We start from the raw sequence: 14,459 nt of genomic DNA, 5'->3' as shown, positions 1-14,459 counted from the left end.
GGCCCCGAGGGACGTGCGTAACCGTCGTTTGCGGTTCGTTTCTCGCCTTCACTATCATCAGCCGCCTTTCTCTTCTCCCGCGTCGCCCCGGCTGTCCGCGTTCCGTGCTCGGGCGCGTGGGTTCCCTGTCATCGAGTAACGAGTTCATGAAAGATCGATCCCCCCGTGGCAGCAGTGCTGCCGCCTGCACCCCGGCGCAGATCGCCGCCTCCACGCTGAGTCGCTATCGCGACCTCGTCGACGACTGGGATGCCTTCGTCGCTGCCCTGGGGCGCCCGTTGGCACCCTGTATCTGGGCCAACCCGACGCGGATCTCGGTCGCCGAACTGGTGGCGCTGCTCGCCGAGGAGGGGATTGCGGCCGAGCCGTTGACCGCGCTCCCGGGGGCGCTGCGTCTCGCCCCCGAGGCCCGTACCGGGCAGCACTGGTGGTACTGTGCGGGGTTGGCGCATGCCCAGGAGTTGGTCTCGCAGCTACCGGTGCGACTGCTCGATCTTGCGCCGGGGCAGCGGGTGCTCGACATGTGTGCGGCGCCAGGGGGCAAGACCGCACAGATCGCCTTCGCCCTCGGCAATCGCGGCACCCTGATCGCCAATGATCTCTCCACCCATCGGATCAAGGCGTTGCAGGGCAATCTCGATCGTCTCGGCGTGGTCAACGTCAGCACCACCTGCAAGGACGCTTCGAATTGGCCGCTGCGTGGTGGGCAGTTCGACCGCATCCTGCTCGACGCCCCTTGTTCGAGCGAGGGGACGCTCAGGCGCAACCCCTCGCTGCTCGGCAGACTCGGGCCGGAGAACGCCGCGCGGCTCGCGCCCAAGCAGCGCTTGCTGCTGGAGAAGGCGGTGCACCTGTTGCGCCCCGGCGGACGCCTGGTGTACTCGACCTGCACCTTCGCCCCGGAGGAGAATGAGTTGGTGCTCGACGCGGTGCTCGCCGCCGCGGGCGAGGGGCTGCGGCTGTTGCCGGCGGCGCTACCCGGTATCCGTTGCGCGCCTGGGCTCACCGAGTGGCAGGGGCAGGCGCTCGATCCGCGCCTCGCCGGTTGCATGCGCATCTGGCCTCACCACAACGACAGCGGTGGGTTCTTCATCGCGGTGCTGGAGAAGCCGGCCGATGTCGCCGAGCGCCATCGCGCGGCGCCGCCGGCACCGCCGGTCGATGGCGCCGAGGAGATCGCACCCTGGCTGGAGGGTGTGGCGTCGCGCTACGGCCTGCCCGAGGACATCTGGTCGCGTTATCGGGTGCACCGCCAGACCAAGCGTGGGCTGCACCTGAGCGCCGCCGATCACTGCCCGCCGCGGGCACCGCGCCCCGAGGCCAGTGGCCTCTTCTTCCACCGCACCAATGTGCGTCCGCCCAAGCCGACCACTGCCGGGGCGCTGGTGCTCGGGCGTGAGGCGAGCGCCCATCGCCTCGACCTCGACGCCGAACAGCGCGACCGTTATCTGCGTCGCGAGACCTTCACGCCACACCCCGAGCAGCTTGCCGCTGGCGCCTATGGCCAGGTGGTGGCGAGCTATCGCGGGCACGTGTTGGGGATGGCGGTGGTACATCGCTCCGGGGTGGTCGAGAGCCTGTTCCCGAGCCGCTGGAGCGGCTGTACCGCGACATCGGGCGGTCAGCCCGCAGCGGCTAGCCCTCAACCGCCAGCGGGCGCGTCATCGTCGCATCATTAGAGAGAATGAACCGCCAAGACGCGAAGGGCGCGAAGGGATTGCAGGGATGAAGGGGGCGAACGGTGCGCGCTTTTCGGCCTCTAGTTTCAGCCGCAGTCGCCTTTGAGCTGGTCGCTCTAAAGCCTTAGGACGTAGGTTGGGTTGCCGACGGCAACCCAACGCCGCGTCGTCGTCGATGTTGGGTTGCCCGTCCTGGGGTGACGTTATGTCGCCGGGGTGGAGCGGGCAACCCAACCTACGGGTTGGCCGCTGATTCGAACCACGAAGGCGCGAAGGGAGGGGAAGGGGGCGAGCGGTGCGCGCGCTTTTCGGTCTCCAGTTTCAGCTGCAGCTGCCTTTGAGCTGGTCGCCCCAAATCCTTAGCGAGCTTCGCGTCTTTGTGGTTCATGCATCGAAGCGCTGCGATCGCGCTCCGATGTTGGGTTAACCGTCGACGAGCGCCGCAGATTCTTCGGTGGCATGGTGGGCGGACGGTTAACCCAACCTACGAGGCTATGCTGGCCGCTTACATCAGGCTGTCCTTGTTCTGCGCCTTCTGTTGCGCGTCCTTGCGGGTGATCACGCCGCGCTGGACCAGTTCCTTGAGGTTCTGGTCCAGGGTCTGCATGCCGTGGGCCTGGCCGGTCTGGATCGCCGAGTACATCTGCGCGACCTTGGCCTCGCGGATGAGGTTACGGATCGCCGGGGTGCCGATCATGATCTCGTGCGCCGCCACCCGGCCGCCGCCGATCTTCTTGAGCAGGGTCTGGGCGATGACTGCGCGTAGCGACTCCGAGAGCATCGCGCGCACCATCTCCTTCTCGGCGGCGGGGAAGACGTCGATGATGCGGTCGATGGTCTTGGCCGCCGAGGTGGTGTGGAGGGTGCCGAATACTAGGTGGCCGGTCTCGGCGGCGGTGAGCGCCAGGCGAATGGTCTCGAGGTCGCGCAGCTCGCCGACAAGGATGATGTCCGGGTCCTGACGCAGCGCCGAGCGCAGCGCCTCGCTGAAGCCGAGGGTGTCGCGATGGACCTCGCGCTGGTTGAGCAGACACTTCTTGCTGGTGTGGACGAACTCGATCGGGTCCTCGATGGTGAGGATGTGGGCGTACTCGTTGTCGTTGAGATGGTCGATCATCGCCGCCAGCGTGGTCGACTTACCCGAACCGGTAGGGCCGGTCACCAGCACCAGGCCGCGCGGGACGTTGACGATCTCCTTGAAGATCGGTGGGGCGTTGAGGTCCTCGAGCGAGAGCACCTTGGAGGGGATGGTGCGGAATACCGCGCCGGCGCCGCGCTTCTGGTTGAAGGCGTTGACACGGAAGCGCGCCACGCCGGGGATCTCGAAGGAGAAGTCGGTCTCGAGGAACTCCTCGTAATCCTTGCGCTGCTTGTCGTTCATGATGTCGTAGACAAGCGAGTGCACGGCGCGGTGGTCGAGCGCCGGGACGTTGATCCGGCGCATGTCGCCATCGACCCGGATCATCGGTGGCAGACCGGCCGAGAGATGAAGGTCGGAGGCTTTGTTCTTGACGCTGAAGGCGAGGAGTTCGGCGATATCCACGGCGGCGGTCTCCGTCCGGTTGGCGGTGGTGCCCGAGGCTCGATGACGCCACCGCTATGAGCGGTGGCGCCGGCCCGGGTGGGGGTCAGTCCTGTTCGACGCGTTCGAAGACGACGCGGCCGCCGAGCAGGGTCCAGCTCACGCGTCCGTGCATCTCGGTGCCGATGAAGGGGGTGTTGCAGGCGCGTCCGACCAGCGACTCGGGGGTCAGTGTCCAGCGCGCCTCGGGATCGAGGACACAGACATCGGCGATGTCGCCGATGCCGAGTCGACCGTAGGGCTGGTCGATGATCGCGGCCGGTCCCTGGGTGAGGCGGGCGATCATCTCGGTCAGCCCGACCACGCCCTCGTCGACCAGCCGTAGCGCCAGTGGCAGCAAGGTCTCGAGCGCGGCGATGCCGGGATCGGTGTCGGGGAAGGGGGCGAGCTTGGCGTCGGCGTCGTGCGGCTGGTGATCGGAGCAGACGGCGTCGAGATCCCCCTGGGCCACGGCCCCGCGTAGCGCCTCGCGATCGGCCTGGGTGCGCAGTGGCGGCAGCAGGTGGCAGTTGGCGTCGAGTCCGGCGAGGTCGTCCTCGGTGAGGAACAGCTGGTGGATGCTGACGTCGCCGCTGGCGCGCACGCCGCGACGTCGCGCCTCGGCCAGCAGGGTCACGGCGCGCGCCGTCGACAGGCCGCGGAAGTGGATGCGCGCGCCGGTCTGCTCGGCCAGCGCCAGGCCGCGGGCGATGGCCAGGGTCTCGGCCGCCTCGGGGATCCCCGGCAGGCCGAGCCGGGCGCTGATGCGGCCCTCGTGGGCGCAGCCGCCCTCGCTGAGTTCGGGGTCGAGCGGGTGCATGAACACCGGCATCCCGAAGGAGGCGGCGTATTCGAGCGCGCGGCGCTGTACATGGGTGTTGCGGATCGGGCGCTCGGCCTCGCCGAGCGCCGGGCAGCCGGCGCGCTTGAGCGCGGCCATCTCGGCCAGGGTCTCGCCCTTGAGCCCACGGGTCAGCGCGCCGATCGGCAGCACCCGAGCATAACCGTTGCGAGTGGCCGTCTGCTGGATGAGCTGCGCCACCGCCGGGGTGTCGATCACCGGATGGGTGTCGGGCGGGCAGCACAGGGTGGTGATACCGGCGGCCGCGGCGGCGCGGGTCTCGCTGGCGATGGTCGCCTTGTGCTCGTGACCGGGTTCGCGTAGCCGCGCCGAGAGGTCGACCAGACCGGGCACCACCAGCCTGCCGCTGGCATCGAGGGTGCGGTCGGGCTGGAAGCCGGAGGGTGCGGCGCCGATGGCCGCGATCCGGCCCTCGGCGATGTGCAGGTCGCTGTGGCTGTCGATGCCGGAGGCCGGGTCGATCAGCCGGCCGTTGCGAATGGTGATCTTGGGACTACTGGCCATCGGTGGCTCCGGCGATCTGGGAATGCTGCAGGTTCTGGGTGCCGAGACACATCGACATCACCGCCATGCGCACGGCGATGCCGTTGCTGACCTGCTCGAGGATCACCGAGCGCTCGCCGTCGGCGACCTGGGAGTCCATCTCGACCCCGCGATTGATCGGGCCGGGGTGCATCACCATCGCCTCGGGGTGGGCGACGGCGAGGCGCTCCTCGGTCAGGCCGTAGAGCTGGAAGTACTCGTGCTCGCTCGGTAGCAGGGCGCTGCTCATGCGCTCGCGCTGTAGCCGCAGCATGATCACCACATCGACATCGCGTAGCCCCTCGCGCAGGTCGTAATAGACCTTGACCCCGAGCGCCTCCTCGGCCTGGGCCGGGATCAGGGTGCGCGGACCGATCACCCGCACCTCGGGGACGCCGAGGGTGTGCAGGGCGAGGATCTGCGAGCGCGCCACTCGCGAGTGCAGGATGTCGCCGATGATCGCTACCCGCAGCTGACCGAAGTCGGGCTTGTGGCGATGGATGGTGAGCATGTCGAGCATCGCCTGGGTGGGGTGCGAGTGGCGCCCGTCACCGGCGTTGACCACGCTGACGTGGGGGGCGGCATGATCGGCGATGAAGTGTGCCGCGCCGCTGGTGGCGTGCCGCACCACGAACATGTCGACGTGCATCGCCTCGAGGTTGCGCAAGGTGTCGAGCAGGGTCTCGCCCTTGGCGGTCGAGGAGGTGGAGATGTTGAGGTTGAGCACGTCGGCCGAGAGCCGCTTGGCGGCCAGCTCGAAGGTGGTGCGGGTACGGGTGCTGGTCTCGAAGAAGAGGTTGGCGATGACCTTGCCGCGACACAGCGGCACCTTCTTCACCGCCTGGTCGGAGACACCGAGGAAGCCGCTGGCGCGGTCGATGATCTCGTGCAGTAGCGTGGCGTCGAGCCCGTCGAGGGTGAGGAAGTGCTTGAGCTTGCCGTTGGCGTCGAGCTGTGGGGTCAGTGCGCTCATGCCGAGGCCCCCTGATCGTGCTTGTCGGGGGTGTGGCCGAGCAGCATCACCAGTGGCTCGGGGCCGCTGAGCTTGATCTGGGTGCCGGGGTCGAGCTGGGCGCGCAGACCGACGACGTCGGCGGCGATCGGCAGCTCACGCTCGGCCTCGCGCTCGGCGAGGGTGGCGAGGGTGACCGAGGCCGGGCGACCGTAGTCGAACAGCACGTTGAGCGCGGCGCGGATGGTGCGTCCGCTCTGCAGCACGTCGTCGACCAGGATCAGGTGACGGTCGTCGACCCCCACCGGCAGGTAGGAGGGATGGACCTGGGGGTGGAGCCCGATGCGGGTGAAGTCGTCGCGATAGAAGGAGATGTCGAGATGACCGAGCGGGGCCTCGAGTCCGAGACGGGCGTGCAGCCGGTCGGCGACCCAGACGCCGCCGGTGTGGATGCCGATCATCAGCGCATCGTCGATCGCGCGCCGTTCGAGCAGGGCCGAGAGATCGTCGGCCATGCGCGCGATGGCCTCATCGATCTGTGCGGCGTCCTTCCAGATGTTGGTGTTGCTCACAGAGCCAGGTTTCCAGGATGAGGGCCGCCGCGAATGCATCGACGGCGTCCGGCGTTGTCGATTTGGCTGTTGCGGGTCCTTCGGCGATCAGCCGTTGGGCCTCGAGCGAGGTCAGACGCTCGTCGATCAGGTGGACCTCGAGCCCGAAGCGGCCGTTGAGCTGGCGGGCGAAGCGGTGCACCCGTCCCGACCAGTCGACCTCGGTGTCGTCCATGTTGAAGGGGAGGCCGACGACCAGCGCCTCTGGCTGCCATTCACGGATCAGTGCCTCGATGCCCGGCCAGTCGGGTTTGTCCTGGCGGTTGCGCAGGGTGGTCAGTGGGTTCGCCGAGCCGGTCACCGTCTGGCCGACGGCGATGCCGATCTTGCGGGTTCCGAAGTCGAAGCCGAGCAGGGTTGCCATGCGTCGTCCAGGTGGTACGTCACGCGCTCAGGCGTGACCGGCCTCGCCACTGAGCAGGTTGAGGTCGACCCCGAGCAGTTGCGCCGCGGCCAACCAGCGTTCGCCGGTATCGAGGTGGAAGATGATGTCGTCGCTCGCCGGGCCGTTGAGCCAGGCGTTGGCGCTCATCTCCTGTTCGAGTTGGCCGCCGCCCCAGCCGGCGTAGCCGAGTGCTACCAGACTGTGCTCCGGTCCGTCACCGTGGGCGATGGCCTCAAGCACGTCACGCGAGGTGGTGAGGCTGATCTCCTCGGTGATGCCGAGGGTCGAGTCGTAGCTCGGCCCGGCGGTGTGTAGCACGAAGCCGCGATCGGTCTGCACCGGCCCGCCCTGATAGACCGGGGTCGCCTGCAGCTCGGCGTCATCGGTGGGGATCTCGAGCTGCGCGAGCAGCTCGCCGAGGGTCACCTCCAGTGGGCGGTTGATGACGATGCCCATCGCGCCCTGTTCCGTGTGCTCGCAGACATAGGTCACGGTACGCGCGAAGTTTGGGTCCTGAAGACCCGGCATCGCGATCAGGAAGTGATTGGTCAGTGAGGAGCTGTAGGCCATGGTCCCTAGTATCCGGTGCGGCGCAACCCGAGGCAAGTGCGAGGATGCGCCGCTCGGCGCTGGCTTGACCAAAGGGGTACGGTTAATGAGGTCGTTCGCTGATGTTAATCGTACCCCTTGGGTTTATACGAATACCGCCTGCTGTCCGAATCAGTGCTCCCAGCCGAGGGTGTCGCCGCGCATGAACTGCCAGTTGCGGATGATGTCGAGCACGTCGGTCTCGGCGGCGATGTCCGGCGGGAAGGGCGCGAAGGGCGCGGCCAACTCGACGATGCGTACCGCCGCTTGATCGAGCAAGTCGTAACCCGATGAGCGGACCACCCGCACCTGGGCGAGGCTGCCGTCGGCGCGGATCGAGACGTGCAGCAGGAGGCTGCCGTAGATGCGTTGTTCTTTGGCCGCCTGCGGATAATTGATGTTGCCGATGCGCTCGACCTTGCGGGTCCAGGCGGCGAGATAGCTGGCGTAGCGGATCTCGCGGGTGCTCGCGCTCACCGCGCGGCGGCGCAGATTGCTCGAGGAGTCGTCCTCCCCGGGGCTGGGCGCGGCGGCGAGGCGTGCGACGGTGTGGTCGCGGCTGGCGAGGATCTGCGCGGCATCGACGACCGGCGGCTGCGGGGTGGCCTGGACCTCGGGGCGGCGCGGCGCGTCGCCCTCCAGGGTCAAGGCGGTGAGCGGCGAGCCGGTGGGCGGCGTGGACGTCGTCGCCAGCCCCGGTGGTTGTTCGCTCGGGGCGAGGGCCAGCGGGGCGCCCGTGGCCGGGGGCGTGTCGGTCTCGCCCTCGAGGGTGTGGGCGGCATCGCCGTGGATGGTCTCACCCTGGCGGTTGTGGAGTGCCCCGGGGGCGTCGGGTGAGACCCGGTCGGTGTTCTCCGGGGCCTGTACCAGCAGGACCTCGAGCGCCGAGTCGGGGAGTGGCTGGCGCGGGTGTGGCGTCGGCCAGATGTCGAACACCACCAGCACCACCAGGTGCAGCACGGCGGCGACGGCCAGGGCGACCGTCAGCCCCCGGCCATCGCCCTTGGGCGAGGGGGGGGAGAGCAGTTCCGGTGGCAGTGGATCCAGGGTCGGGGTCGGACGGTCGATCATGGGGCGGTGGCTGCGGCCTCGGTGGTAATCGGGTTGACGCGGTGGATCCTGGCGCCGGGGTCGACCCGTTCGAGTCGGTCCCACAGCGCCTGGGTGACATGGACCTCGCCGGCGCGGTCGATCAGCAACGCCGTGGTCACCCCCATCGCGCGGGCGACCTCGAGCCAGTGCTCGGGGCCGGCGACGAATAGTGCGTGGGCGGCGACGGTGGCGCTGGCCAGGTCGGGCTGGAGCACGGTGACGGTGCGGCTGGCGCGCGCCGGTCGGCCAGTGCGCGGATCGAGCACATCATGATAGACCTCGCCCTGGTGGATGAAGTCGCGCTGGTGATCGGCCACGCTGCCCAGCGCCTCGTCGCGGCCTAGGGTGACGATGGCCAGTACCCCGGAGCCTCCGGCGCGCAGGATCGGTACCCGCCAGGGCTGGCCGCCTCGATCGCCGCTGGCGCGCCAGGTGCCGCCGCGTTGGATCAGGGCGTTGACGATGCCCAGCTCGCGCAGCCGCGCGATCGCCAGGTCGATGGCCAGCGCCGGCGCCAGGCGACCGAAGTCGAGCTGGATACTGGGGTTGGTGGCGCGGATCTCGAGTCCGTCACGGCGCAGCTGCGCCATGGTCGGTGCCTGTGTCAGCAGGGCGTCGAGCTGTGCCTGAGTCGGTGGGGTGGCGCGTGGCGGGGTGCGGTCGAAGCCCCAGCGCGCGACCAGTTCACCGAGGGCGGGATTGTAGAGTCCCTGGCTGCGCGCGGCGAGTCGCTGGCCGGTGCGCAGTAGTGGCAGGACCGAGGGCGGGATGGTGGCCGGCTCGCCGCTGGGGAGGCGCTGATTGAGTTCGGCCAGTGCGCCCGCTCTCCAGGGGTCCCAGGCGCGGGCGCGGAAGGTGATGTCCTCGCTGAGTTCGTCGCGGGCGCGGCGCGCCAGCTCGGGGTCGACCCCGACCAGGGTGAGGTCGAGCGGCTCGCCGAAAGCTTGTAGCCGAGTGGTGTTTACCGGTGTCGTCTCGCGGCAGCCAGCGAGTGCGAGCAGCGCGAGCAGCGCGAGCAGCGCGAGCAGGATGGGGCGGGTGGGCGACGGGCGGCACGGAGACGGCATGGGGGTACTCCTCGGGTTACGGCGATCCGCTGCTGCCGACCCCGAGGGCACGCGCCCGGATCAGTCGTGGGCGTCGAGTCGGGCGGCGATGCGATCCATCAGGGCACCGGCGATGTCGAGGCCGTAGGCGGCGTCGAGTTCGCGGATGCAGGTCGGGCTGGTGACATTGACCTCAGTGAGATGGTCGCCGATCACGTCCAGCCCTGCGAACAGGATGCCACGGGCGCGGAGTTCGGGGCCGACCTGTTCGGCGATCCAGCGCTCACGCGCGCGCAACGGTCGGGCCTCGGCCCTGGCGCCGGCGGCGAGGTTGCCGCGGCTCTCGCCGGGGGCGGGGATGCGTGCCAGGCAATAGGGCACCGGCTCACCGTCGATCATCAACACCCGTTTGTCGCCGTCGCGGATCTCTGGCAGATAGCGCTGTGCCATGCAATAGCGCCGACCGCGCTGGGTCAGGGTCTCGATGATGACCCCGAGGTTGGGGTCGGCGGTGGCGACCCGGAACACCGAGGCCCCGCCCATGCCATCGAGCGGCTTGAGCACGATCTCGCCGTGCTCGGCGAGGAAGGCGCGGATGTCGGCGGCGCTGGCGGTCACCAGGGTCGGTGGGGTGCACTGTGGGAAGCGTGCGGTGAACAGCTTCTCGTTGGCGTCGCGCAGGCTGCGTGGGTCGTTGACCACTAGGCAGCCGGCGGCCTGGGCGTGTTCGAGCAGATAGGTCGAGAACACGTACTCCATGTCGAACGGGGGGTCCTTGCGCATCAGCAGCGCATCGAGCGCGCCGAGTGGGCGGACCTCGGGGTCGCCTAAGGTGTACCAGTCGGCGGGGTCGTCGCGGACCTGTAGCGGTCGCATCCGTCCGAGCGCGCGATCGCCCTCGAGGGCGAGGTCGCCGAGTTCCATGTACCACAGCCGCCAACCGCGCCGCTGCGCCGCCAGCAGCATGGCGAGGCTGCTGTCTTTCTTGGTGTTGATGGACCCGATTGGGTCCATCACCATGCCGATGTCGATGCTCATGTTCGGCAGTTTACTGCAGCGACCAGCGACCAGCTACCAGCGACCAGTGGGATTGAGCCGCGAAGTCGCGACGGGCGCAAAGCAAGGGATCAAGCGGTTGGCGGGGCAGACGCTCCATCGTGGATGGATACGGTCATAAGTTTCGGTTAACCGCTCCGCCTGCCTGATGGTGATCTCAATCCGTCAGCAGGTGTTGGCGCTGGTGTTGGTTTGCTAAAAGGCGGCAATCCAATCGACGTGTCCGGAGTCGGTCGTTTGGTTCGCACCCTCGGCGTCTCTCGGGGCGACCTCCTGACCGCTGGCGACGACGCGCGCGGCACTGCTAGACTTGCCCGGTCGATGGTGGATCGCGCGCGCCATCGACAGCGTACCCGCCGGCGTGTCCCCCCGCGCCCCTGTCCGATGCCGCGAATGTGACAGTCTCCGACCCCGTCGCAGCTGCGGGGCTGAGGTGCGGGGTGTGCCCTGAGGGTATACGCTTCAATCGTGCCGACTCGAGAGGGCGTCAGCGTGACGGATCCTTCGGACCATGCCGATCTGATCGGTGCCAAGATCCTGGTGATCGATGACAGCAAGACCATCCGCAAGACCGCGGAGACCCTGCTGGCCAAGGCCGGTTGTGAGGTCATGGTCGCCGCCGACGGCTTCGAGGCGTTGGGCAAGATCGTCGCCTTCAAGCCCGACCTGGTGTTCGTCGACATCATGATGCCGCGTCTCGACGGCTATCACACCTGCGCCCTGATCAAGGGCAACGCCACGCTTCGCCACACCCCGGTGGTGATGCTCTCGAGCAAGGACGGACTGTTCGATCGCGCCAAGGGTCGCCTGGTTGGCGCCCAACTCTATCTCTCCAAGCCGTTCACCGGAGAGGAACTACTGGCAGCGGTGCGCGACAACCTCGGTCGTGCCCCAGAACGGAGCCCAGCGGGCTCGTGAGCGCAGCCATGAGACGCATCTTTCGCAAGACGGATTCGACCACGGACGACGCCACCCAGCCGCCTGTCGCCGGGGCCAGGGTGTTGGTGGTCGACGATTCCCCGACCGAGACCCGGATCTTCGTCAAGGTGCTCACCCAGGCGGGCTACCAGGTCGAGACCGCGACCAACGGCGAGGAGGCGATCGCCATCGCGCGGCGATCACACCCGGACCTGATCCTAATGGACGTGATTATGCCGGTGCTCAACGGCTTCCAGGCCACACGGATGTTGCGGCGCGATGAGGTCACCGCCGACATCCCGGTAATCATGGTGACCACCAAGGATCAGCAGACCGACCGGACCTGGGGGCTGCGTCAGGGCGCGGTCGATTATCTGGTCAAGCCGGTCGATGCCGACACCCTGCTGTCGCGGGTGCGCGCGGTACTGGAGGGCTGAGGGCATGGCAGAGACGCCGACCACCGGGGCCGAACTACAGGCCCTGATCCGTCAGCTCGACGCTAGCTGTCGGGCGCAACGTACCGCCCTCCCGCACGATGCGCCGCCGCCGGACAGCTGGGCGGCGGTCCTGTTCCGGGTGCGAGACCTGAAGTTTCTGACCCCTTTGGAGCAGATCGCCGAGGTGCTGGAGGTGCCGGTCGAGATCACCCGCGTGCCGGGGACCCATCCCTGGTTCCTCGGGGTCGCCAATAACCGTGGCACCCTGTTGCCGATCAGTGATCTGGCGGTGTTGACCCAGGGGGGGCAGTCCGGCGCGCATCATGCTCCACCGGGGCGTCGCCGGGCCCGTGACCGGGTGCTGGTGGTGCGCCAGGGTGAGTCACCCTGTGGCTTGGTGGTGTCGGAGACGCTGGGGATGCGCCACGTCCGGCACGATGCCCGCAGCCCGACCCTGCCCGAGGGACTGGGGGCGAGCGCGCGCTATGTCGAGAGGGCCTATCAGGTCGATGACGAGGCGGTGGCCGTGCTCCGCCTGGAGCGGCTGCTGGCCGACCCTTTGTTCAATGCCGCGCTCGGTTGATACCGGGCACGGTCTAACCCCTTCATCCATTCATCGCAGTGTCCGCCACGGCGTTGTGCGGGCATGATCCATATCTCCGGGAGTTCGGTAGCAGATGGCCAAACCAGAGACGCTCAACCCACGCCAGCGGCGCCAGGGTGGCTCGCGACAGATCACCCTGTTGCTGGTGTTGTTGGCACTGGTGTTTGCGGTGCTGGCGCTGCTCGGTTCCCTCCGCCTCGCGCAGGTCGACGCGGCCAACCGAGGGCAGTCCACCGCGGCGAGCACGGCGGCGACCACGGTCGCGCAGCTCGGTCGTGACGCCGCTGCGCTGTTGCAGGGCGATGCGGCCGCGGCGTCACGGTTGCGCCAGGCCCGCGACCGGCTGCGTGCCGCGCTCGGCGGTGAGGAGGGGGCGTTGCGCCCGGACGTCGCTGGCCTGGAACAGCCATGGCGCTCGGCTCGTGACGGCTGGACCGCGTTGCGGGTCGAACTCGAACACATCCTCGGTGCTGGTGAGGCCCCATTGAGCGCCCGCCAGGCGATCCGCGAGACCCGCGCGCTGGTGGTCCGCGCCGAGGCCGCGCTCGAACGCGCCGCTGAGCGTGTGGCGGTGAGTGAGGTGTCTGCGGCCGCGGCGTTGCGCCTGGGGCGCCAGGCGGCGCGGCTGGCGCGGATCGATGCCCTGCTCGATACCCTGCCCGCTGGCGAGGAGACGACACAGCGGGTGAGCGCGGCGTTAGCGGGTGAGCGCGAGGCGCTCGGCACGGCGCTCGCCGAGCTTGCCACGGAGGCCGCCGCCCCGCAGCCACGTGGCGCGCTCGAGGATGCGCTACGGGTGAGCGCGGCCCTCGACGGGGCCCTCGCCGAGGCCCTCGAGCAGGGGGCGGCGGCGAGTGCCGCCTTCGATGCCGCGACCCGCCTGAGTAGCGCCGCCGAAGGTCTCGAGAGTGCGCTCGCCGCGCTCGCTACGGCCTATCGAGCCGCGCCGCTGCGCTTCCCCCTCGGCGGTCTCGAGATCGGCCTCGTCCTGGTGTTGGCGAGCGTTGGCGCGGTGTTGCTCAGCCTGGCGCTGCTCGCCTATCTCGCGGTGCGCGAGGCACACCGGCGCGAGGAGCTGTCGAAGGCGCAGAGTGCGCGTGACGAGCAGGCGATCCAACGGCTGCTCGACGAGATCGGTAACCTGGCCGACGGTGACCTCACCGTCGAGGCCTCGGTCACCGAGGACAAGACCGGGGCCATCGCCGATGCCATCAACTACGCCGTCGAGGCGCTGCGGGGTCTGGTGACCACCATCAACGAGACCGCCAAGCGCGTGAGCACCTCGGCCCAGGACAGCCGCACCATCTCGGCGCGCCTGGCCGATGCCAGCACCGCCCAGTCGCAGCAGATCACCCAGGCCTCCAACGCAGTGCAGATGCTCACCCAACAGATTGACGAGGTGGCGGGCCATGCCGGGGAGTCGGCCGAGGTCGCCTCGCGCTCGGTCGAGGTCGCCGGTCGCGGTGCGCAGACGGTGCGCGACACCATCCAGGGGATGGACGCCATCCGCGACCAGATCCAGGAGACGGCCAAGCGCATCAAGCGTCTCGGCGAGAGCTCGCAGGAGATCGGCGAGATCGTCGAGCTGATCGACGACATCGCCGATCAGACCAACATCCTCGCGCTCAACGCCGCGATGCAGGCGGCGATGGCCGGCGAGGCCGGACGTGGTTTCGCGGTGGTGGCCGATGAGGTGCAGCGTCTGGCCGAGCGCTCGCGCAACGCCACCAAGCAGATCGAGGTGTTGGTGCGCACCATCCAGGCCGATACCAACGAGGCGGTCAGCTCGATGGAGGCGAGTACCTCGGGCGTGGTCGAGGGCGCCAACCTCGCCGAGAACGCCGGCGATGCGCTGCGCGAGATCGAGAATGTCTCGGCCTACATCGCCGACCTCACCAAGCGTATTGCCGACTCGGCCCAGCGCCAGTCGCGCCAGTCCGCAGAGATCAACGACACGGTGCAGGCGATCCGTGCGCTTACCGAGGAGAACAACGACGGGACCCGGCGGGTGGCCTCTTCGGTCGAGCAGCTGGCCAACCTCGCCATCGAGCTGCAGCGCTCGGTGGCCGGATTCCGGCTGCCCTGAGACGGGCGGTCGCGGACGAGAGACAACACCCGGGGCGGGTGCGGCGGCGCCTTCGTTCAC

General features: G+C 68.8%; 14 protein-coding genes. 5 read left to right on the top strand and 9 right to left on the bottom strand.

Annotated elements, in window-relative coordinates:
- The first annotated feature begins 146 nt into the window (after positions 1-146).
- On the top strand, positions 147-1,679 hold the full coding sequence (locus HF203_RS06515) for an RsmB/NOP family class I SAM-dependent RNA methyltransferase (RefSeq protein ID WP_168667831.1): 1,533 nt from the start codon (positions 147-149) through the stop codon (positions 1,677-1,679).
- A 505-nt stretch (positions 1,680-2,184) separates the two neighbouring features.
- Here HF203_RS06515 and HF203_RS06510 read toward each other — a convergent pair.
- The 9 genes from HF203_RS06510 to gshB all read right to left on the bottom strand — a co-directional run bounded on the left by HF203_RS06510 (position 2,185) and on the right by gshB (position 10,336).
- Positions 2,185-3,222, bottom strand: a complete 1,038-nt coding sequence (locus tag HF203_RS06510; RefSeq protein WP_168667829.1) for a PilT/PilU family type 4a pilus ATPase — start codon at positions 3,220-3,222, stop codon at positions 2,185-2,187.
- Positions 3,223-3,307: 85 nt separating this feature from the next.
- Positions 3,308-4,606: a dihydroorotase gene (locus HF203_RS06505; RefSeq protein ID WP_168667827.1), complete on the bottom strand. Its 1,299-nt coding sequence runs from the start codon at positions 4,604-4,606 to the stop codon at positions 3,308-3,310.
- Positions 4,596-5,597, bottom strand: a complete 1,002-nt coding sequence (locus HF203_RS06500) for an aspartate carbamoyltransferase catalytic subunit (RefSeq protein ID WP_168667825.1) — start codon at positions 5,595-5,597, stop codon at positions 4,596-4,598. The genes HF203_RS06505 and HF203_RS06500 overlap by 11 nt, the downstream gene beginning before the upstream one ends.
- Entirely contained in the window at positions 5,594-6,148 is a 555-nt protein-coding gene (pyrR, locus tag HF203_RS06495) for a bifunctional pyr operon transcriptional regulator/uracil phosphoribosyltransferase PyrR (RefSeq protein ID WP_168667823.1), read from the bottom strand. Before pyrR ends, HF203_RS06500 begins: the two co-directional genes overlap by 4 nt.
- Entirely contained in the window at positions 6,105-6,551 is a 447-nt protein-coding gene (gene ruvX / locus HF203_RS06490; RefSeq protein WP_168667821.1) for a Holliday junction resolvase RuvX, read from the bottom strand. The genes pyrR and ruvX overlap by 44 nt, the downstream gene beginning before the upstream one ends.
- A 27-nt stretch (positions 6,552-6,578) precedes the next feature.
- The gene (locus HF203_RS06485) at positions 6,579-7,142 is read right to left on the bottom strand and encodes a YqgE/AlgH family protein (protein ID WP_168667819.1); all 564 of its coding nucleotides are present in this window, start codon (positions 7,140-7,142) and stop codon (positions 6,579-6,581) included.
- Between the two features lie 150 nt (positions 7,143-7,292).
- Entirely contained in the window at positions 7,293-8,231 is a 939-nt protein-coding gene (locus tag HF203_RS16095; protein WP_210424666.1) for a TonB family protein, read from the bottom strand.
- Positions 8,228-9,319, bottom strand: coding sequence for an FAD:protein FMN transferase (locus tag HF203_RS06475; protein WP_168667817.1), 1,092 nt, complete (start codon positions 9,317-9,319; stop codon positions 8,228-8,230). Before HF203_RS06475 ends, HF203_RS16095 begins: the two co-directional genes overlap by 4 nt.
- Before the next feature lie 60 nt (positions 9,320-9,379).
- The gene (gene gshB, locus HF203_RS06470) at positions 9,380-10,336 is read right to left on the bottom strand and encodes a glutathione synthase (RefSeq protein WP_168667815.1); all 957 of its coding nucleotides are present in this window, start codon (positions 10,334-10,336) and stop codon (positions 9,380-9,382) included.
- Between the two features lie 510 nt (positions 10,337-10,846).
- Between gshB and HF203_RS06465 the strand changes: the two genes are divergently transcribed.
- The 4 genes from HF203_RS06465 (at position 10,847) to HF203_RS06450 (ending at position 14,399) form a co-directional block, all read left to right on the top strand.
- Positions 10,847-11,272 carry a response regulator gene (locus tag HF203_RS06465; protein ID WP_168667813.1) on the top strand — a complete coding sequence of 142 codons (426 nt, stop codon included), beginning with the start codon at positions 10,847-10,849 and terminating at the stop codon, positions 11,270-11,272.
- An 8-nt stretch (positions 11,273-11,280) separates the two neighbouring features.
- Positions 11,281-11,709: a response regulator gene (locus HF203_RS06460; protein ID WP_168667812.1), complete on the top strand. Its 429-nt coding sequence runs from the start codon at positions 11,281-11,283 to the stop codon at positions 11,707-11,709.
- 4 nt (positions 11,710-11,713) lie between these two features.
- On the top strand, positions 11,714-12,292 hold the full coding sequence (locus HF203_RS06455) for a chemotaxis protein CheW (protein WP_168667810.1): 579 nt from the start codon (positions 11,714-11,716) through the stop codon (positions 12,290-12,292).
- Positions 12,293-12,386: 94 nt separating this feature from the next.
- Positions 12,387-14,399 carry a methyl-accepting chemotaxis protein gene (locus HF203_RS06450; RefSeq protein ID WP_168667808.1) on the top strand — a complete coding sequence of 671 codons (2,013 nt, stop codon included), beginning with the start codon at positions 12,387-12,389 and terminating at the stop codon, positions 14,397-14,399.
- Positions 14,400-14,459 lie beyond the last annotated feature (60 nt).

The organism is Marichromatium bheemlicum (assembly GCF_012276755.1).
Taxonomy (GTDB): Bacteria; Pseudomonadota; Gammaproteobacteria; order Chromatiales; family Chromatiaceae; genus Marichromatium; species Marichromatium bheemlicum.
Note: the sequence above shows the minus strand (reverse complement) of the source record. Positions and strands in the feature narration are given on the sequence as shown.